General features: G+C 59.6%; 18 protein-coding genes. 9 read left to right on the plus strand and 9 right to left on the minus strand.

All coding sequences use genetic code 11. The annotated features are described in order from the left end of the window. Window positions 1-162: 162 nt before the first annotated feature. Window positions 163-858 carry a uracil-DNA glycosylase gene (gene ung, locus AAEO81_RS06895; protein ID WP_341962450.1) on the plus strand — a complete coding sequence of 232 codons (696 nt, stop codon included), beginning with the start codon at window positions 163-165 and terminating at the stop codon, window positions 856-858. An 8-nt stretch (window positions 859-866) separates the two neighbouring features. Here the strand turns inward: ung and AAEO81_RS06900 are convergent, their stop codons facing one another. The 6 genes from AAEO81_RS06900 to AAEO81_RS06925 all read right to left on the minus strand — a co-directional run bounded on the left by AAEO81_RS06900 (window position 867) and on the right by AAEO81_RS06925 (window position 7,217). Continuing rightward, on the minus strand, window positions 867-1,733 hold the full coding sequence (locus tag AAEO81_RS06900) for a hypothetical protein (protein WP_341962451.1): 867 nt from the start codon (window positions 1,731-1,733) through the stop codon (window positions 867-869). Next, window positions 1,730-3,091, minus strand: a complete 1,362-nt coding sequence (locus AAEO81_RS06905) for an AAA family ATPase (RefSeq protein ID WP_341962452.1) — start codon at window positions 3,089-3,091, stop codon at window positions 1,730-1,732. Before AAEO81_RS06905 ends, AAEO81_RS06900 begins: the two co-directional genes overlap by 4 nt. A gap of 59 nt (window positions 3,092-3,150) precedes the next feature. Beyond that, entirely contained in the window at window positions 3,151-4,185 is a 1,035-nt protein-coding gene (locus tag AAEO81_RS06910) for an AbrB family transcriptional regulator (RefSeq protein ID WP_341962453.1), read from the minus strand. Next, the gene (locus tag AAEO81_RS06915) at window positions 4,178-5,692 is read right to left on the minus strand and encodes a tripartite tricarboxylate transporter permease (RefSeq protein ID WP_341962456.1); all 1,515 of its coding nucleotides are present in this window, start codon (window positions 5,690-5,692) and stop codon (window positions 4,178-4,180) included. Before AAEO81_RS06915 ends, AAEO81_RS06910 begins: the two co-directional genes overlap by 8 nt. Before the next feature lies 1 nt (window position 5,693). Further along, window positions 5,694-6,152 carry a tripartite tricarboxylate transporter TctB family protein gene (locus AAEO81_RS06920; protein ID WP_341962458.1) on the minus strand — a complete coding sequence of 153 codons (459 nt, stop codon included), beginning with the start codon at window positions 6,150-6,152 and terminating at the stop codon, window positions 5,694-5,696. Between the two features lie 78 nt (window positions 6,153-6,230). Then, window positions 6,231-7,217 carry a tripartite tricarboxylate transporter substrate binding protein gene (locus AAEO81_RS06925; RefSeq protein ID WP_166596371.1) on the minus strand — a complete coding sequence of 329 codons (987 nt, stop codon included), beginning with the start codon at window positions 7,215-7,217 and terminating at the stop codon, window positions 6,231-6,233. Between the two features lie 454 nt (window positions 7,218-7,671). Between AAEO81_RS06925 and AAEO81_RS06930 the strand changes: the two genes are divergently transcribed. Together AAEO81_RS06930 and AAEO81_RS06935 are read left to right on the plus strand one after the other, a co-directional pair. Continuing rightward, a complete protein-coding gene (locus tag AAEO81_RS06930; protein ID WP_341962460.1) occupies window positions 7,672-8,343 on the plus strand; it encodes a response regulator in 672 nt (223 codons plus the stop codon). After that, complete coding sequence (locus AAEO81_RS06935; protein WP_341962461.1) at window positions 8,336-9,751, plus strand: sensor histidine kinase N-terminal domain-containing protein; 1,416 nt, start codon at window positions 8,336-8,338, stop codon at window positions 9,749-9,751. The genes AAEO81_RS06930 and AAEO81_RS06935 overlap by 8 nt, the downstream gene beginning before the upstream one ends. A 77-nt stretch (window positions 9,752-9,828) precedes the next feature. Here AAEO81_RS06935 and AAEO81_RS06940 read toward each other — a convergent pair whose 3' ends face one another. Together AAEO81_RS06940 and AAEO81_RS06945 are read right to left on the minus strand one after the other, a co-directional pair. Next, window positions 9,829-10,650, minus strand: a complete 822-nt coding sequence (locus tag AAEO81_RS06940; RefSeq protein WP_166596205.1) for an HDOD domain-containing protein — start codon at window positions 10,648-10,650, stop codon at window positions 9,829-9,831. Between the two features lie 71 nt (window positions 10,651-10,721). Beyond that, the gene (locus AAEO81_RS06945) at window positions 10,722-11,663 is read right to left on the minus strand and encodes a folate-binding protein (protein WP_341962465.1); all 942 of its coding nucleotides are present in this window, start codon (window positions 11,661-11,663) and stop codon (window positions 10,722-10,724) included. Window positions 11,664-11,806: 143 nt separating this feature from the next. On the opposite strand from AAEO81_RS06945, the gene AAEO81_RS06950 reads away from it, so the two are divergent. Both AAEO81_RS06950 and AAEO81_RS06955 read left to right on the plus strand, forming a co-directional pair. Next, window positions 11,807-12,061 carry a succinate dehydrogenase assembly factor 2 gene (locus AAEO81_RS06950; RefSeq protein WP_110950141.1) on the plus strand — a complete coding sequence of 85 codons (255 nt, stop codon included), beginning with the start codon at window positions 11,807-11,809 and terminating at the stop codon, window positions 12,059-12,061. Continuing rightward, entirely contained in the window at window positions 12,045-12,512 is a 468-nt protein-coding gene (locus tag AAEO81_RS06955; protein ID WP_341962467.1) for a protein YgfX, read from the plus strand. The genes AAEO81_RS06950 and AAEO81_RS06955 overlap by 17 nt, the downstream gene beginning before the upstream one ends. On the opposite strand, the gene nadB is transcribed toward AAEO81_RS06955, so the two are convergent. Continuing rightward, window positions 12,481-14,097: an L-aspartate oxidase gene (gene nadB, locus AAEO81_RS06960; protein WP_341962469.1), complete on the minus strand. Its 1,617-nt coding sequence runs from the start codon at window positions 14,095-14,097 to the stop codon at window positions 12,481-12,483. The genes AAEO81_RS06955 and nadB overlap by 32 nt on opposite strands. A 499-nt stretch (window positions 14,098-14,596) precedes the next feature. On the opposite strand from nadB, the gene rpoE reads away from it, so the two are divergent. The 4 genes from rpoE (at window position 14,597) to AAEO81_RS06980 (ending at window position 18,555) form a co-directional block, all read left to right on the plus strand. Further along, window positions 14,597-15,178: an RNA polymerase sigma factor RpoE gene (rpoE, locus tag AAEO81_RS06965; RefSeq protein ID WP_037014368.1), complete on the plus strand. Its 582-nt coding sequence runs from the start codon at window positions 14,597-14,599 to the stop codon at window positions 15,176-15,178. A gap of 33 nt (window positions 15,179-15,211) precedes the next feature. Then, complete coding sequence (locus tag AAEO81_RS06970) at window positions 15,212-15,802, plus strand: anti sigma-E factor RseA C-terminal domain-containing protein (protein WP_166596209.1); 591 nt, start codon at window positions 15,212-15,214, stop codon at window positions 15,800-15,802. An 8-nt stretch (window positions 15,803-15,810) separates the two neighbouring features. Further along, window positions 15,811-16,803, plus strand: a complete 993-nt coding sequence (locus AAEO81_RS06975; RefSeq protein ID WP_341962473.1) for a MucB/RseB C-terminal domain-containing protein — start codon at window positions 15,811-15,813, stop codon at window positions 16,801-16,803. A gap of 315 nt (window positions 16,804-17,118) precedes the next feature. Further along, window positions 17,119-18,555, plus strand: a complete 1,437-nt coding sequence (locus AAEO81_RS06980) for a DegQ family serine endoprotease (RefSeq protein WP_341964483.1) — start codon at window positions 17,119-17,121, stop codon at window positions 18,553-18,555. The last annotated feature ends 139 nt before the right edge of the window (window positions 18,556-18,694 follow it).

Below are 18,694 nucleotides of genomic sequence, written 5' to 3' on the forward strand. Positions count from 1 at the left end.
TCATGTTTGTGGGACAGGTGTCTATCCAGGCTGTGAGTCTCCCGGTTGACGGGAAGTTGCACAGGGTCGATGCAGTGGAGTGTAGGAAACCCCCGATGCGCTGCGCTGGAAATAATTGGCCACAGCCCCTAAAGTCCGCGCATTGATTTTCCGGATATGAACATGACTGACGACGATCGCATCAAGCTGGAGCCCAGTTGGAAACAGGCTCTGCGCGAAGAATTCGAAAAGCCCTACATGGGCGAACTGCGCGAGTTTCTGCGCCAGGAGCACGCGGCAGGTAAAGAGATTTATCCGCCAGGCCCGCTGATCTTCAATGCCCTGAATTCGACGCCGCTGGACACCGTGAAAGTGGTCATCCTCGGTCAAGACCCTTACCACGGGCCGAATCAGGCCCACGGTTTGTGCTTCTCGGTGCAACCGGGAGTGCCTGCGCCGCCGTCGCTGGTCAACATCTATAAAGAGCTGAAACGTGACCTGAACATCGACATTCCCAACCATGGCTACTTGCAGTCGTGGGCCGATCAAGGCGTGCTGATGCTCAATACCACCTTGACCGTCGAACGGGCCAACGCAGCATCACACGCGGGTAAAGGCTGGCAGCACTTCACTGACAAGATCATCGAAACCGTCAGCGCCCATCAGCCGCATCTGGTGTTCCTGCTGTGGGGGTCTCACGCACAGAGCAAGAAGAAGCTGATCGACGCGTCGAAGCACCTGATCCTGACCTCCGTCCACCCGTCGCCGCTGTCGGCCTACAAAGGCTTCCTCGGTTGCGGGCATTTCGGCATGGCCAACAAGTACCTGCAGCAGAATGGCCTCACACCCATTGAATGGCGATTACCCGCGGTTGTGTAAGGCCTTTGTCAGTCGTCGAGGTCTTCGAATAAGAGTTCTGCGATCCTTTGGGCCCTTGCAGAATCCGCCGACCACAGTGTACGGAAGGCTCTGGAACAGGCACTGAATGCGCTTTTCGGGCTGCACAGGGCCTCCGCGATTTTCATTTTTTTGCGTTGATAGGCGTCAGAACCTCTGGGGTCAAGTGCAAGACAGAGCCCGCGCAGGCAATCGGCGCGTCTGGACGTCAAATCCTGGCTGTTGAGCTGAAAGAACTCAATGTTGGTTATCGCGCGCTCATAGGCGGGACCTTGTGGGTGCGCCGGTATGGCGAGTACCCCGTCGAAGGTGATGATGTCCTCGGGATCATCGGGGTCTACCGACGATATCGGGTAAAGCAGCAGCGCAGCCTCACCCTGCATGGTTTGGGGTGACTGGCTGTTGAAGTCACGGGGGCCACGAACCGGAAAGTAGTTGGCCTTCAGCGTCGAATTGCAGCGGGTACAGGCGATCGCGTAATTCAGGTGATGGTAGGCGAGGCGGAAATACCCTATGGCACTGGCCGTTCCGGTTGGCCAGTCATGGGTGAAGTCTTTCCAGTGGGCGATCGCTCGGTTTGGCCATGCCTTGACGCTCGACTTGGGGCGATAATGCTCGACTTCATGCACCTTGCTCGCCAGTGCAGAGCCTTGGAGCCTGGTTTCGCAGTACGCACATTTTTCATGTTGCAACTCGATGTAGACCTGCTTGATCGTGCCCCAGAAGTCATTGCCACCCAGGTACTGACCCGCGTCGACAAATGCTTGAGTCCGTTCCGCCGCCGCGCCCATCCATTTGGGGGAGAGCAGGTTGATGCGTGCTATCAGTTCCTGTTCGGTGATGGGGTAGCGGATCACTCTTTGGATTCCGTCGTTTTTTTGAGCGCCCGGTTGATGGCCGCAGCAGGCAACCCACTGGTTTTTGAGGCTGAACGGGTATCACCTCGTTTCGCGGCCATCCCACGAGACATCACTTTCAGATAATTGAGCGCCGCGTCCGGGTCTCCTGCCTCCGCGCGTCTGGCCAACTCACTGAGGGTTTCGGCGGCCAGGGCTGAGCGCGTGGTGTCCAGCCCGAAATAAGGGGAAAGCAGGATCTGATCAGAGTTTTTGCCCTGAACGATTTCCGGCAGGCGTTTGATCACACTCGCCGCTTCCTCTTGATCGTATTCCAGTACATAAAGATTGTTCGACGACAGCGACCCCACGACCAGCGGGCTGTGGGTCGTCAGAATGAACTGGATGTTGGGCAGCGCTGCGGCAAGCGTAGGCACCACCGTGCGTTGCCACTCGGGGTGCAAATGCAGGTCGATTTCATCGACCATTACCACCCCTCGTGTCTGATTCAACCGCTCACCGGACCTGACACCCTGGCAGATGTGAAACAGCATGTCGCCGATCCAGCCGATGTACCCACGGAATCCGTCCGACAGCGCACGGAACGGCAGGGCGATGCCGTTCATTTCAAACAAATGCTCAAACCCGTCTCGGGTCCGCGATGCCGCAGGCTGAATCTGGCAATGGTCGGGCAGCAGCTTGTTGATCAGGGTGATCACTTGCTTGTAACGCCCTTTGTTCTGCTCGGCAAAAGCAGGCAGCCAATAGGAAAGCGGCATCAGCGACATGTGCTCCTCGAACAAGCCCGCGACCCGTTCATAACGCCGCAGCCTGGACTTCATCCGCGCACTGCCATCGACTTGAGACGAGGCTTCAACCCGGCGCGTGGCGCCATAGCCCACGACGAAAAATGCTGGGCTAGCCTCATCAAATTGAAGGTTTTCGGCTGATTCCGCCGTGGAATTGGGAGAGACCGACCAGTCGAGCTTTTCAGTAGAGCTCAGCGTGCGAATGTGTGTCGTCATCGAAAAGTGGCTGGGCATTGGCCAGTCGCCCGCGTTCGACAGTTCGCTCTCGGTCGAACGGACGGTTGCCGTTAGCTCTGCCGGGTCCGGACGGTCCAGATCGACCTTGCCAGCCTTTCTGGCAGGTGGACGCCGTACGAGGCCTTCAGAAACGAAACCAGAGGAGCCGCTGAGCAAAGGCCCCAGCGTTGCCAGTGCTACCGCTCGCAAGACGCTGGTCTTGCCCAGTCCGTTGTCGCCCAGCAACACGTTCACATTTGGAAACTGCACGCCCTTCGTCTCAGGCAGATTGAATTCGATCTCGGCTTCTTTGAACGAGCGAAGGTTCTCTATCTGGAGTTTTTGAATGTGCATGGGTCACCTCTGGCGAAGGTCCGGATGTTAACAAACTCTGTCCCAGTGGGCATGTGAGGCTACGGGGCAGCCTGCCGATTCCAATATCGATACAACGGCTCCGCCAGAAACAACACAAACAACAACCGCATCACCTGCATGGCCGTCACCAGCGGCACCGACAGTTGCAGCACTTCAGCCGTCAGGCTCATTTCCGCAATCCCGCCGGGCATCATGCCCAAGGTCAGCGAACGCAGATCAAGGTGCGTCGCGGCACTCAGTATCCATGCGCATAACGCGGCGATGCTCATGGTCAGCGCCGTTCCAATCAGGGTGCGTCCCATGAAGGAGGGCGCACGACGGAAGAAGGCCCGGTTGAAGTGGCAACCCAGCCCGCTGCCGATCAGCCATTGGCCGATCTGACTGCCACCATTGGGCAACCCAATGTGCAGGTCGAAGCTGACGCTGACGATCGCACTCACCAGCAACGGGCCGAATAGCCACGGGTTGGGCTGCTTCAAGCGTTGCCAACCCCACGCGACCAACGCGCCGAGCGGGAACAGCAGCGCCAGCCAGGTCCAGTCCACCACCGTTGCGTGCGCGGGCGGTCCGCCGTTACCCATCAGGTATTTGAAGATCGCCGGTACGCACAGCACCACCGCCAGGACCCGCAGGCTCTGCCCCGCCGCGACGTTGCTGAGGGTTGCGCCATTGCGCGCGCCGAGGTTGACCATCTCGCCCGAACCCCCCGGCATGCTGGAAAAGAACGCTGTGGCGCGGTCTTCCCCGGTACGCAGCATCAGCCATACCCCGACCACGCTGGAGACGCTGGTCACCAGTGCGCCGATGAAAATCAGGCCGAAATGCGAGAGGACTTGTTCGATGACGACAGGAGTGAAGTGCAGGCCGATACCGATGCCGACCACCCATTGGCCGCATTTGCGGCCGCCTGGGATTTCAGCCAGCTGCCACGGGGTGAGGCAGCGGACCAGGATGATCGCCAACAATGAGCCGACCATCCAGGGCAACGGCCAGCCGACCTGACTGGCGAGGTAGCCCCCGAGCAGGCCGACCAGCGGCGTACCCCACCACGTTTTGAACGGCCGGTCAGACATCGGCCAGTGCGCGACGCTGAACGCTGCGCTTGCGCCAGATGCGGATCAGCGGCAGCACCAGCATGAAGGCGGTCACGACCCACACGCCGAGGGTGATCGGGCTGGACCACAGAATCTCCAGCGAGCCGTTGGAGATCGACAGCGCGCGACGCAGGTTCTGCTCCATCAAACCGCCGAGAATGAAGCCCAGCAGAATCGGCGACAGCGGGAAGTCCAGCTTGCGCAGGATGTAACCGAAGATGCCGATGCCGACCATCAGGAACAGGTCGAACGTGGTGGCATGAACGGCGTAGACACCGATCCCCGTGATGATCGCGATGACCGGCACCAGCGCCCAGTTCGGCACGGCCAGGATGCGGGTGAAGATGCGGATCATCGGAATGTTGAGGATCACCAGCATGATGTTGGCGATGAACAACGATGCGATCAGGCCCCAGACGATGTCCGGTTGCTGTTGGAACAGCAGCGGGCCCGGCGTGATGTTGTACAGCGACAGCGCGCCGATCATCACGGCGGTGGTGCCCGAACCTGGAACGCCCAGGGTCAGCATCGGCACCAACGCGCCACAGGCAGTTGCGCCGATGGCAGTTTCAGGGGCTGCCAGACCGCGCATGTCGCCCTGTCCGAATTTTCCGCTCGAGCCCGCGATGCGTTTCTCGGTCATGTAGGTCACGGCGCTGGCGAGCGTCGCACCGGCACCTGGCAACACGCCCATGATGAAGCCCATCAGGCCGCAACGGATGTTGACGGTGAACACCGACGCCGCTTCCTTGAAGTTGAACATCATGCGCCCGGTGGCTTTTACCGCTTCCTGGCCGCGATGGGTTTTCTCCAGCAACAGCAGGATTTCGCTGATCGAGAACAGGCCCAGCACCAGCACGACAAACTGAATGCCGTCAGCCAGGTGGATGTTGTCGCCGGTAAAACGGTACACACCGCTGTTGGCGTCGATGCCGATGCTCGACAGGAACAGGCCGATCAGCGCGGCGACGAAGGTCTTCAGCGGTCGATCACCGGCCATGCCGCCGAGGCAGACGATGGCGAAAACCATCAGCACGAAATACTCCGCAGGCCCAAAGGCAATCGCCCATTTGGCCAGCAGCGGGGCGAACATCACCATGCCGCAGGTGGCAATGAAGGCGCCAATGAACGAGCTCCACGCCGACAGCGACAACGCCACACCGGCCAGGCCCTGACGCGCCATCGGGTAGCCATCCAGCGCGGTCATCACGGTGGAGGCTTCACCAGGGATGTTCAGCAAAATCGAGCTGATGCGCCCGCCGTATTCGCAGCCCAGATAAACCGCTGCCAGCAGGATCAATGCCGACTCAGGCGGCAGGCCGAGGGCGAACGCGATGGGAATCAACAGCGCCACGCCGTTGATCGGGCCAAGGCCCGGCAGTAGGCCGACGATGGTGCCGATCAGGGTGCCGGAAAGGGCGGTGACCAGGTTGTACGGGGTCAATGCGACGCCGAAGCCCTGGCCGAGGTAACCGAGAGTGTCCATATCAGTTCTCCAGAACGTCGAGCAGGCCGAGGGGCAGAGGCACATCCATCACTTTGTCGAAGAGCACGTACAGCAGAATGCTCATCAACGTGGTGATGACGATGCTCGGCAGCCAGCGACCGCCGTACAACCGGGCCATGGGGATGCCGATCAGGATGCTGCTGAGCACGAAGCCCAGCGGCTCGAACAGACCGGCGAACACCAGCAACAGCACCGTGCAAATCGAAATCTTGATCAGGGTCGGGCGATCCAGCGGCGGCTCGTCGTCGGAATGCTTGATCGGGGTTGGGCGAATCAACATGTACAGCAGCGAGAGGCCCATCAGCCCTAACATGAGCAGCGGAAACGCTCGCGGGCCAACGGGTTCGTAGGAAAACGGGGCCTGATAAGGCCAGGCCATCAGCGCCAGGCCGATACAGGCCAACAGCAGCACGAAGGCAAACAGTCGTTGCAAGACCATAGGAAGCTCCTGGTCGCGCCACCGCGCAGGCGGCGCGACACGTAGTCAGTCAATGGAGAACCAGTCGTAGGGGTTCAATCACTGAATCAGGCCGAATTCCTTGGCCAGCATTTTGTAGTCGGCGACCTGCTTCTTCACGTAGGTGTCCAGCTCGGGGCCGGTCATGGCGAAGGGGAACAGTTCACGCTGGTCGCGCAACTTGGCGAAATCTTCGGAAGCCAGCAGCTTGTCGAAGGAAGCTTTCCACCAGTTGTACTCTTCGTCGGTCACTTTTGGCCCGAGGTAGAAGCCGCGCACCACGGGCCAGACGATGTCGTAGCCTTGCTCTTTGGCGGTGGGGATGTTCTTCATCTCCGGCTCGTCCAGACGCTGCTCGGAGAACACGGCCAGCAGACGCATGTCGCCGCTGAGGATGTGCGGCATGGAGTCGGAAATGTCGGTGGAGCCGACCTGGATGTGGCCGCCAAGCAGGGCCGTGGCGATTTCACCGCCGCCTTCCAGCGCGACGTAGCGCAGGTCACGCGGGTTGATACCTGCGGCCTTGGCGATCAGCGCAGTCTGCATCCAGTCCTGGCTGCCGACGGTGCCGCCTGAACCGATCACCACTTTGCTCGGGTCGGCTTTCAGTGCTTTGACCAGATCGTCGAGGTTCTTGTAAGGCGAATCGGCTTTCACGGCGATGGCGCCGTAGCTGGTGCCGACGGCCGCGAGCCAGCGCACGGCGTTTTCATCGAAACGACCAAACTTGCCTTGCGCCAGGTTCAGCAATGAGCCGCTGGACCACGCCACCAGCGTGCCCGCGTCGGCGGGGCGCTGAGCGACTACCGCGTTATACGCCACTGCGCCCACGCCGCCCGGCATGTAGGTCACGCGCATCGGTTTGCTCAGCAACTTCTCGTTGACCAGCGCGCTTTGCGCCAGTTTGCAGGTCAGGTCAAAGCCGCCGCCGGGCGAAGCCGGGGCGATGCATTCAGGGCGGTTAGGCTCGGCAGCCCACAATTGAGTGGCCACCAGCATGCAGCTGGCGGCGACGCTGATACGGCGCAGTGAAAGGTTCATGGTCAGTCTCCGGCGGAGTTGTTGTTTTTGGGTATGAGTCGATCAGGCAATCGTTTCGCAGCGTGACGAGCCTGCGAACAGCAAAAACGGGGACGTGACGATGCACAGCGCCAAGCGGCGAAGTGTACTCAAAACAGGACGGGGTTCAGGCGGCGCAATGGCCGGGATGTGCAGTGATGGCATCACCGATGACTCCGATATTGTTTTTATTGTTGAAAACGCATCGAGGCGTTTTTCGTCACGACCCAGCGTTACGAAGGCAGCGCGAGGTGCAATCGTAACGAGGCGTGACCGAATCCTAATCAGCGAAGCTTTCAGCAACCTTTCAACTACCTTTCATGAAACTTTCAGTGATTGTGTTTCCACTTTCATCGGTGGATTTTCAGACATTTCGCATCTCCACACCGGGTGCTGCGCCTGTAAACTCCGCCACCATTCAACGCCCCAAGGGAAGACATCCATGCGTGTCCTGCTTGTCGAAGACCATTTGCAACTGGCTGAAAGCGTCGCGCTGGCGCTCAAGGGCAGCGGGCTCACCGTGGACGTATTGCATGACGGCGTGGCCGCTGACCTGGCGCTGAGCAGCGAGGAATACGCCGTGGCGATTCTCGACGTCGGCCTGCCGCGCATGGACGGTTTCGAGGTGTTGGCCAAACTTCGCGCGCGGGGCAAAAACACCCCGGTTCTGATGCTCACCGCCCGCAGCGACGTCAAGGATCGCGTGCACGGCCTGAACCTGGGGGCCGACGATTACCTCGCTAAACCTTTCGAATTGTCCGAGCTCGAAGCGCGAGTAAAAGCCCTGCTGCGGCGCAGCGTCCTGGGCGGCGAACGTCAGCAGCGTTGCGGGGTGTTGGTCTACGATCTCGACACGCGGCGTTTCACTCTGGGTGACGACGCCATGACCCTGACTTCCCGCGAGCAATCAGTGCTCGAAGCGCTGATCGCCCGACCCGGCCGGGTCATGAGCAAAGAGCAACTCGCCGCGCAGGTCTTTGGCCTGGATGAAGAGGCGAGTGCCGACGCCATCGAGATTTACGTGCACCGCCTGCGCAAGAAGCTCGACGGGCATCCGATTGCCATCGTGACCTTCCGTGGGCTGGGCTACCTGCTGGAAAGCCGCGATGCTTAACCCGTTTCCTTCAGCGGAAAACAGCCTGCGCTGGCGCCTGCTGTGGAACCTGGGTTTGCTGCTGGTGGTGCTAATGATCGCCAGTGGCATGAGCGCTTACTGGAACGGGCGCGAAGCGGCAGACACGGCCTACGACCGGACGTTGCTGGCGTCGGCGCGGACCATCGCGGCGGGGTTGTCCGAACGCGACGGCTCCCTCAGTGCCGACGTGCCGTACGTTGCCCTGGACACCTTCGCCTACGACAGCGCGGGGCGAATCTATTACCAGGTCAACGACATCAACCAAAAGCTGATTTCCGGTTACGAAAACCTGCCTGCACCGCCCCCCGGCACGCCGCGTACCGACGATTATCCCGCCTTGGCCAAGTTCTACAGCGCGCGTTATCAGGGGCAAGATGTGCGCGTGGTGAGTCTCCTCAAGGCGGTCAGTGAGCCGAACATGAACGGCATTGCCGAAATCCGCGTGGCCGAAACCGAAGAGCAGCGGGTCAACATGGCCCGAGGCTTGATGGCCGACACCTTGCTGCGTCTCGGCATGCTTGGCAGCGGCGCGCTGCTGCTGGTGTGGTTCACGGTCAGTGCTGCGTTACGCCCTCTGGACCGGCTGCGCACGGCCGTGGAAGAGCGTCAGCCCGACGACCTGCGTTCATTGCCAATGGTGCAGGTGCAGCATGAACTGCGTCCGCTGGTGAGTTCGCTCAATCACTTCACCGAGCGGCTGCGCATGCAATTCGAGCGTCAGGCGCAGTTCATCGCCGATGCCGCCCATGAGTTGCGAACCCCGCTGGCCGCGCTCAAGGCCCAGGTTGAGTTGGGGCTACGAGATCAGGAACCCGCTGCCTGGCGCAGCACGCTGGAAAGCGCCGCGTCCGGCACTGACAAGCTGACCCATCTGGCGAATCAATTGTTATCGCTGGCGCGGATCGAAAACGGTGCCCGGGCCATTGCAGAAGGTGGAGCGCAGTTGCTCGACCTCAGCCAATTGGCTCGTGAACTGGGCATGGCGATGGCTCCGCTGGCACACAAGCGAGGTGTTGCGTTGGCGCTGGAAGCCGACGAGCCGGTGTGGATGAAAGGTGAGCCCACGTTGCTCAACGAGCTGTTGAGCAACCTTGTCGACAACGCGCTCGCGCACACGCCGCCGGGAGGCAATGTGGTGCTTCGCGTGCATTCGCCGTGCGTGCTGGAGGTCGAAGACGATGGCCCCGGCATACCGCTGCACGAGCGTGACCGGGTATTCGAGCGCTTTTATCGGCGCAATCAGCAAAGCGCGGGATCAGGCTTGGGGTTGGCGATTGTCGGCGAGATTTGTCGAGCGCACTTGGCGCAGATCACGTTGCATGACGGGGCAGAGCGGGGCTTGAAAGTGCGAGTGACGTTCGCGACGTCAGAGCTTGAAACACGCTGAACGTCTGAATCGATACGGCTCTGTGGGGGCGAATAAATTCGCTCCCACAAGTCTTTGTCCCGCAGGTCGATCAGCGGCTAGTAAAGCAGCGTCATGGCGTCGTTCATCTGCCCGATCAACCCGCCATCGGCCATGTTCAGCCCCAGCTGTTTGACGGCTGGCATGTTCTGCACATCCAGATTGGGGTAGGGACGGCTGGTGGCTTCATGCACGTGCACGGTCGCGACCTGGACCAAATCCACGTAATCGGCCTGTTCTGATATCCGGCCGAAATTCTGGAACTGTCGCGGCACGATGGCCAACGCCTCTGGAAAATCCCATGACCGCAGTAGTCGCTCGCCAATGATCGGGTGAATGCGTTCAATCACATGATTGAGGCTCACGGCGTCGGCCAGCAGTTCGAAGTTGTCTTCGGCATAAGTCAGGATCGGCAATACACCAATGAGGTGAATCAAGCCGGCGAGGGTGGCCTTGTCAGCCTTCAAATGACCTCGCTGATGGCTCAAGAGGTTGCTGACCCCGGCAACTTGCAGGCTCAGTTTCCAGATGTCACGCATTTTGGTTTCAACCACTTCGGACTTGGCGTGAAACATCTGCTCCACCACAAGGCCGATCGCCAGGTTGCAACTGTAGTTGACCCCCAGCCGGCGAACCGCAGTCAGCACGTCGCTGACCTCGAAGCTCGGGCGCAGCAATGGACTGTTGACGACTTTGATCAGGCGAGCGGAAAGGGCGGTATCGCTACCGATGACCTTGCTCAAGGCAATGATGCTGATTTCCGAATCTTCGGCAGCCAGACGAATCTTCAGCGCAACTTCAGGAAGCGTCGGCAGAAACAGGGCGTCCTTGTCGATCGCCCGGATCAGGTCCCTCTGCACCTCGTCAGCCATACTACTCATATTGGATCTCTGGATAAGGCATTCCGGTCAGCACCCCGTAAACGCGACGGCAAGGGGCAGACAACGACGGCTCAACGCTGTGTCTCCAGTTTGGCATCCAAAGTGTACGGGAGTTCGCCGAGTTGCAACGCAATACCGTCCGCTGTGCCGAGACGGATATTGCCGTCTTCCACGGCGTCCGCCTGCAAGACGGCCAGCAGCTCGATGCCCGAGGCTGATCGGGCCGCCATGACCACGTTACCGACTGCGCTGGCGTGAACCGGAGAAAACAGCGCAGCGCCTGGCTCAGGCACTTCGCTGCCGTCGAACGACAGGCGATATTGACGACGTTTGAGTTTGCCCAGGTACTGCATCCGCGCCACGATTTCCTGTCCGGTGTAGCAACCCTTCTTGAAGCTGACGCCACCCACGGCCTGCAGGTTGATCATCTGCGGGATGAATTCTTCCCGAGTCTGCGCGAACACTTGCCCGATACCGGCACGAATCTGACCCAGCAGCCAGTCATTGAGCGAACCTTCGGACAGTTGTTCCGCCAGACGACCGCGTACATCCGACGCCTGATCAGCCCGAACCCAGAGTTCGGCGCGGCCAAGGGAGACGCGAATAGCGATCAGGTCATTGGCCCGCGCTACCGAATCGGTCGCCTCAGGCAAATCCAGGCCCAGGCTGCCCAGCGCGTTGTCGGCATGGCTCAGGCCGAAACGAACCCAGGCGGCGCTTTCGTCATTTAACTTGGATTTGGAGAAAACGGCGTATTTTCTCAGGTCGAGCAGCTGCGGCTCGATCAGCTCGCTGGCCATGGCCAGCAGCACGCCATCACCCTCCAACAGAATGCGGAAGCTGGACTGCATACGCCCTTTTTGCGTGCAGCGGGCGCCCAGCGTGGCAGTCGCCTCGCTCTGATAGTCCATGTTGCAGGTCAATTGGCCCTGCAGGAATTTACTGGCGTCCACGCCGCGAACGGCCAGTACACCTTCGTGGGAGAGTGGGCAGAAAAAAGCTGAATCGGCCATGGTTCATCGCAGGGGTAAAAGTCTGGGGCACCATCATAGTGCCCTGTCTCGTTTATGGGTATATGCAATGCATTGCGACTAAACGCGGGTTCGCCGCTCGCGGGCTCCCCTGTATACTCGCCGCCAAATTCGAGGAGCGCCCCATGGTCGAAGAAATTGAACTCAACCGCCTCTTCTGGCATAGCCGCCGCGGCATGCTCGAACTGGATGTGCTGCTGGTGCCGTTTGTCAGAGAAGTCTATCCATCGCTCAACGACGTTGACCGTGCGCTCTATGTCCGTCTGCTGACGTGCGAGGACCAGGACATGTTCGTCTGGTTCATGCAGCGCGGGGAATCGGAAGATCCGGAGTTGCAGCGCATGGTTCGCATGATTCTGGACCGTGTCCAGCCGAAGTGATTGCTTCGAATGCCGTTGGCAGCGCTCCCGGGCCTTGCTGACGGCATACCTCGGCGCTCAGGCGCTCGCGTTGATCTGCCTCTTTTTCCTGAGTCTCCCCGTTTGGGCCATTTTGCTCGGCGCTTTGCTGTGCGTGCTTCATGGCTTTCATTGCGTGCCGACGTCGATTCTGTTGAGCGGTGCCCGAGCGTTCACCGGGCTGCGTCGGGACGATACCGGGTGGCATTTATGGAACGAACGGGCAGGGTGGCAGCCAGTTCAGTTGCGTCCGGACAGTCTCGCGTTACCTCACTTAATCGTGCTGAGGTTTCGCCTGCCGGGCGGTGGTTGGCTGAGTCGTTTGTGGGTCAGGAGCCTGTGCATTCCCAGCGACAGTCTGGCGCCGGACACCCACCGACGCCTTCGTTTGCGCTTGAAATTCAGTCGGCGAAGGTGGGTGGCACCAGAATAGTGTCCACGGCCTCGGGCAGCATGTCCGGGTAATCCAGCGTGTAATGCAGCCCCCGGCTTTCCTTGCGCGCCATGGCCGAGGCAATCATCAGTTCGGCGACTTGAGCCAGGTTGCGAAGCTCGATCAGGTCGCGACTGACTTTGTAATTGCTGTAGAACTCGTCGATTTCGTCCAACAGCAATCGCACCCGGTGCTGGGCGCGCTGTAAGCGCTTGTTGGTGCGCACGATACCGACGTAGTCCCACATGAAGCGGCGCAGCTCATCCCAGTTATGGGCGATGATCACGTCCTCGTCCGAGTCCGTCACCTGACTCGCGTCCCAGAACGGCAAGTCCGCTGGCTGCTTGATAGCCCCGAGCTGCGTGATGATGTCGTTAGCCGCCGAGCGGGCATAGACGAAGCATTCCAGCAGCGAATTGCTGGCCATTCGGTTGGCGCCGTGCAGACCGGTGAAGCTGGTTTCGCCTATGGCATATAAACCCGGCACGTCGGTGCGGCCGTGCTGGTCAACCACGACGCCGCCGCAGGTGTAATGGGCGGCCGGCACCACCGGAATGGGTTCGCGGGTGATGTCGATACCGAATTCCAGACACCGTTCATAAACAGTCGGGAAGTGGGATTTAATGAAATCTTCGGGTTTGTGGCTGATGTCGAGATAAACGCAGTCGACCCCCAGACGTTTCATTTCATGGTCAATCGCCCGTGCGACGATGTCTCGTGGGGCCAGCTCGGCGCGCTCGTCGAACCTCTGCATGAAGCGTTCGCCATTCGGCAACTTTAAATACGCCCCTTCGCCACGCAGGGCCTCGGTTACCAGAAAACTCTTGGCCTGCGGGTGATAAAGGCAGGTCGGGTGAAACTGATTGAATTCCAGATTGCCAACCCGGCAACCCGAACGCCACGCCATGGCTATGCCGTCACCGCAGGCCCCGTCAGGGTTGCTGGTGTAGAGATAAACCTTCGCCGCGCCGCCTGATGCCAGAATCGTGAAGCGCGCGCTGTGCGTATCGACTTCGCCAGTGGCGCGATCCAGCACGTAGGCGCCCAGGCAGCGATCACCGTCCTGCCCCAATCGACGCTCGGTGATCAAGTCGACGGCGACCCGCTGGTCCAGCAATTCAATGTTCGGGCGCGCCTGTGCTTGTGCCAGGAGGGTACGAAAAATAGCAGCGCCGGTCGCGTCAGCGGCGTGGATGATGCGGCGATGGCTGTGGCCGCCTTCCCGGGTCAGGTGAAATTCGAAACCGCCATCCACGACGGCCGACTGATCGTCGCGGGTGAAGGGCACGCCCATGTCGATCAGCCATTGAATGGCCTCACGGCTGTGTTCAACGGTGAATCGCACCGCTTCCTCTTTACACAGGCCGCCACCGGCATTGAGGGTGTCTTCAACGTGGGATTGAACGGTGTCAGTGTTGTCCAGCACCGCCGCCACGCCGCCCTGCGCCCAGAAGGTCGAGCCATTGGCCAGATTGCCTTTGCTCAAGACCGCGATGCGCAAATGATCGGGCAGGGTCAGCGCCAGGCTCAATCCGGCGGCACCGCTGCCGATCACCAAAACGTCGTGCTGAAAGTGTCGGCTCATTTCTTCTTATCTCGGCTTCTATATGGCCACTAGTATGTAAGGAGTGGTAACGGCACAATGGCTGGGATTTTATGGCAATTGTGAATCACAGCGGGGGCGGATTGTGCGCTACTCCGCAGCATCGTGCATACCGTTTGGAGGGCGAATTCAATGTCAGCATTGCGTTCGAATTGGATCCTACAAACTCGCGGTGCGTGTCTTACAGCCCTCAACGAAATATGGGAACTTTTCATGAAGCCCCACGTTCAATAGAGGGTTGCCGATAAAGGGACAGCGTCGGCGCAGCGCAAAGAGGGTTCATCCCTCCGCGCAAGCGCTTTCGACGAAAAGATTATTCACGCAGCCGACCTGGTTCGAGCTGCGTTTTTCGTGCGGGCTACCGACGCTCGCCGGAAACTTGCTTGAAGGGGGGAGAACTTTTGCGAAAAGCCCGAGTCTATGTTTGCAAGCCTGTGAAGCAGCCTCTGCGACACTCCTTTGAGCTTTATGAGGAGTGTTCATGCTAACCCAGGAAGAGGATCAGCAACTGGTCGAACGCGTACAGCGCGGCGACAAGCGAGCCTTTGATCTGCTAGTGGTGAAATATCAGCACAAGATTCTTGGGTTGATCGTGAGGTTCGTTCACGACACCCACGAAGCCCAGGATGTCGCGCAAGAGGCTTTCATCAAGGCTTACCGTGCGCTTGGGAATTTCCGCGGCGACAGTGCGTTTTATACGTGGCTGTACCGCATCGCCATTAACACGGCGAAGAATTATCTGGTGTCGCGAGGTCGGCGACCGCCGGACAGCGATGTCAGATCTGAAGACGCGGAGTTCTACGACGGCGATCATGGCCTCAAGGACATCGAGTCGCCGGAACGTGCATTGTTGAGGGATGAGATCGAGGGCACTGTCCATCGGACCATCCAGCTACTGCCAGAAGATTTGCGTACAGCTCTAACTTTGCGTGAGTTTGACGGTCTGAGTTACGAAGACATTGCGAGCGTGATGCAATGTCCGGTTGGTACCGTGCGCTCTCGCATTTTCCGCGCTCGGGAAGCCATTGATAAAGCCCTGCAGCCTTTGTTGCAGGAAACCTGAGACAGCGGCGATAGCCATATGAGAGGAACCGCCATGAGTCGTGAAGCCCTGCAGGAATCGCTGTCCGCGGTGATGGATAACGAAGCGGACGAATTGGAATTACGTCGGGTGCTCAACGCAATCGACGATGCGGATACACGTGCCACATGGTCGCGTTATCAAATTGCTCGTGCAGCAATGCATAAAGAACTGCTGATGCCTCATCTGGACATCTCGGCTGCTGTCTCCGCCGCGATTGCCGACGAAGTCAGCCCGCTGAAGGCCGGACGTGGTCCTTGGCGTACGCTTGGACGCCTGGCGGTAGCCGCTTCGGTCACTGTCGCCGTGCTGGCTGGCGTGCGTCTTTACAACCAGGACGAAATCGCTGGTGCACAACTGGCGCAGCAATCGGCACAGCCGACCAACATCGCAATGCCTCAAGTGAAGGGTCCTGCGGTACTGGCGGGTTACACCGAAAGCGAGCAAGCCCCGGGGCCGATGGCCAGCGGAGTGTTGCAGAATCAGGCTGGCTGGCACGATCAGCGTCTGCCTGGGTATCTGCGTCAACATGCTCAGCAAGCTGCGTTGAAAGGCACTGAAAGCGCACTGCCATACGCACGCGCCGCCAGCCTGGAAAACCGTTAAGGAGGATCATGCGCGCCATCCCTCTAGTGCCGCTTCTGCTTGGTGGATGGCTGGTCCTTCCCGTTCATGCCGATGATGCGCAAGACCAGCTCAAGCGTCTTGCGCAGGCAGAACAGCAGCAAAGCTTTCAAGGCACCTTCGTTTACGAACGCAATGGAAGTTTCTCCACTCACCGGATTTGGCATCGCGTTGCAGATGGCAAGGTCAGTGAGCATTTGCTTCAGCTCGATGGTTCCGCTCAAGAGGTGCTGCGCGTTGATGGGGTAACCCAATGCGTCAGCGGTACCCTTGAAGCGGGTGTGTCGAACCTCCCGGATTCTCCTGCTCACGCCTTCGATGCTGCAAAGCTGTCGGCGTGGTATGACATGAAAGTGGCTGGAAGCTCCCGTGTCGCGGGACGTCCAGCTACAGTCGTCACGTTGACGCCCCGCGATCAGCATCGCTATGGCATCGAGCTTCATCTGGATAACCAGACCGGATTGCCTCTCAAATCGCTGTTGTTGAGCGACAAAGGGCAGCTGCTGGAGCGTTTCCAGTTTACCGAGCTCAATTCGGCGGACCCATTGACCGACCAGATGCTTCAGCCCAGTGCTGATTGCAAAACTGTTACGGTGGCGAAAACCAAACCGGAGCCGCAAAAGCAGCAAGTTGCCTGGCATTCCGACTGGTTGCCGCCCGGCTTTGAGCTCAGCAACGCCGCTGCGCGTAAAGATCCGGACTCCAAGACGCTGGTCACCAGTCTCATGTATGACGACGGCTTGGCCCGCTTCTCTGTATTCATCGAGCCCGTGAGTGGCGCGGCGGTGACTGACATTCGCACCCAATTAGGCCCGACTGTCGCTGTCTCCCGTCGCTTGACCACCCCCAAGGGTGACGCAATGGTGACTGTAGTGGGCGAAATCCCGATCGGTACGGCCGAGCGTATTGCCCTGTCGATGCGCAATGATGCTGCCACCTCCTCTGCTGGCAGCAAGGCGTCCGGGGCGACCAGCAAGAACTGACCCCAACCGGTGTATGCCCTGCATGAAAAAGGTTTCATGCAGGGCGTTATCATCCGCCAGCCACGCAAACGCGGGCTTTGATCGAGACGCTGAAATGTTTGGTCAGCTTTGCAGGTTGCAATCCCACTCTTTTTTTTCTATAGGTCACAGCCTCTTGGCTCTGGCCTTTTGTTGTTTCAGCTTTCAGAAAGCTGAAACAGCGTAAAACTGGCTGAGAGTGATGCTCTGAGCAACACTGCCAGATGCAGATGCTCCTCGAACCTGTTGGGTTCGTACCGCTTAACCATGCTCGTTGTGAACGGGAGCCGTATGTCGATACCACGCTTGAAAACTTATCTGTCCTGGATGGCCGCCGTGCTGATGCTCGGTCAGGTCCTCACTGCGCAGGCCGAAGCCCTGCCGGACTTTACATCTTTGGTGGAGCAGGCTTCGCCTGCCGTCGTCAACATCAGTACCCGCCAGAAACTGCCAGACCGCTCCGTGGCGAAGGGGCAGATGCCTGACCTGGAAGGCCTGCCGCCGATGCTCCGTGAATTCCTGGAGCGCAGCATGCCGCCGGGGTCGCGTCCACCAGGATCAGGCTCGGGCAAAGGCGATCGTCAACGTGAAGCGCAGTCCCTGGGCTCGGGCTTCATCATCTCCGCCGACGGCTTCATCCTGACCAACAACCACGTGATCGACGGTGCCGACGAAATTCTGGTGCGCCTGTCTGATCGCAGCGAAATGAAGGCCAAGCTGATCGGCACTGACCCACGTACCGACGTGGCCGTCCTGAAAATCGACGGCAAAGACTTGCCGACCGTCAAGCTCGGTAACTCTGACAAGCTGAAAGTGGGCGAGTGGGTGCTGGCCATTGGCTCGCCGTTCGGTTTCGACCACTCGGTCACCAAAGGCATTGTCAGCGCCAAGGGCCGCAGCCTGCCGAACGACACCTATGTGCCGTTCATTCAGACGGACGTAGCGATCAACCCCGGCAACTCGGGTGGCCCGCTGTTCAACATGGCCGGTGAGGTCGTGGGGATCAACTCGCAGATTTTCACCCGTTCCGGCGGCTTCATGGGCCTGTCATTCGCGATCCCGATCGACGTGGCCATGGACGTTGCCAACCAGCTCAAGGCTAACGGCAAGGTCAATCGCGGCTGGCTGGGCGTTGTGATTCAGGAAGTGAACAAGGACCTGGCCGAGTCGTTCGGTCTGGACAAGCCGGCCGGTGCCCTGGTCGCGCAGGTGCTGGATGACGGTCCTGCCGCCAAAGCCGGTCTGCAGGTCGGTGACGTGATTCTCAGCGCCAACGGTACGCCTATCGTCATGTCCGCAGACTTGCCACACCTGATCGGCAACTTGAAAGACGGCAGCAAAGCCGAACTGGAAGTGATCCGCGACGGCAAGCGTCAGAAACTGACCGTGACTGTCGGCGCGCTGCCAGCAGAAGGCGAGGAGATGGGCGCTTCCGAGTCAGGTGTCGAGCGCAACAGCAACCGTCTGGGCGTTTCGGTCATTGACCTGACCGCCGAGCAGCTGAAATCGATGGACCTGAAAGGTGGCGTTGCTATCAAGGATGTTCAGGACGGTCCTGCTTCGCTCATCGGCCTGCAGACGGGCGACGTGATTACTCACCTGAACAACCAGGCCATCACCTCGGCCAAGCAGTTCACCGACGTGGCCAAGGACCTGCCGAAGAATCGTTCGGTGTCGATGCGGGTGCTGCGTCAGGGCCGTGCAACGTTCATCACATTCAAACTGGCGGAATAATCAGCCAGACAGGGAAAAGGAGCGGCCTGGCCGCTCCTTTTTTGTATCCCGCTGTCGGAAGGCTCTCTGTCCTCGTGTGCAACGTGACGCCCCAGCCTTCCTTCAGGTACAATTCCCGGCTATTTTTCGGCGGGCAGTC

Source organism: Pseudomonas sp. RC10 (assembly GCF_038397775.1).
Taxonomy (GTDB): Bacteria; Pseudomonadota; Gammaproteobacteria; order Pseudomonadales; family Pseudomonadaceae; genus Aquipseudomonas; species Aquipseudomonas bambusae.

Excerpts from the sequence above, each read along its gene's own strand:
- ung (WP_341962450.1), top strand. The coding sequence starts at position 163 with ATGACTGACGACGATCGCATCAAGCTGGAGCCCAGTTGGAAACAGGCT.
- AAEO81_RS06905 (WP_341962452.1), bottom strand. The coding sequence starts at position 3,091 with ATGCACATTCAAAAACTCCAGATAGAGAACCTTCGCTCGTTCAAAGAA.
- AAEO81_RS06910 (WP_341962453.1), bottom strand. The coding sequence starts at position 4,185 with ATGTCTGACCGGCCGTTCAAAACGTGGTGGGGTACGCCGCTGGTCGGC.
- AAEO81_RS06915 (WP_341962456.1), bottom strand. The coding sequence starts at position 5,692 with ATGGACACTCTCGGTTACCTCGGCCAGGGCTTCGGCGTCGCATTGACC.
- AAEO81_RS06920 (WP_341962458.1), bottom strand. The coding sequence starts at position 6,152 with ATGGTCTTGCAACGACTGTTTGCCTTCGTGCTGCTGTTGGCCTGTATC.
- AAEO81_RS06930 (WP_341962460.1), top strand. The coding sequence starts at position 7,672 with ATGCGTGTCCTGCTTGTCGAAGACCATTTGCAACTGGCTGAAAGCGTC.
- AAEO81_RS06935 (WP_341962461.1), top strand. The coding sequence starts at position 8,336 with ATGCTTAACCCGTTTCCTTCAGCGGAAAACAGCCTGCGCTGGCGCCTG.
- AAEO81_RS06940 (WP_166596205.1), bottom strand. The coding sequence starts at position 10,650 with ATGAGTAGTATGGCTGACGAGGTGCAGAGGGACCTGATCCGGGCGATC.
- AAEO81_RS06945 (WP_341962465.1), bottom strand. The coding sequence starts at position 11,663 with ATGGCCGATTCAGCTTTTTTCTGCCCACTCTCCCACGAAGGTGTACTG.
- AAEO81_RS06950 (WP_110950141.1), top strand. The coding sequence starts at position 11,807 with ATGGTCGAAGAAATTGAACTCAACCGCCTCTTCTGGCATAGCCGCCGC.
- nadB (WP_341962469.1), bottom strand. The coding sequence starts at position 14,097 with ATGAGCCGACACTTTCAGCACGACGTTTTGGTGATCGGCAGCGGTGCC.
- rpoE (WP_037014368.1), top strand. The coding sequence starts at position 14,597 with ATGCTAACCCAGGAAGAGGATCAGCAACTGGTCGAACGCGTACAGCGC.
- AAEO81_RS06970 (WP_166596209.1), top strand. The coding sequence starts at position 15,212 with ATGAGTCGTGAAGCCCTGCAGGAATCGCTGTCCGCGGTGATGGATAAC.
- AAEO81_RS06975 (WP_341962473.1), top strand. The coding sequence starts at position 15,811 with ATGCGCGCCATCCCTCTAGTGCCGCTTCTGCTTGGTGGATGGCTGGTC.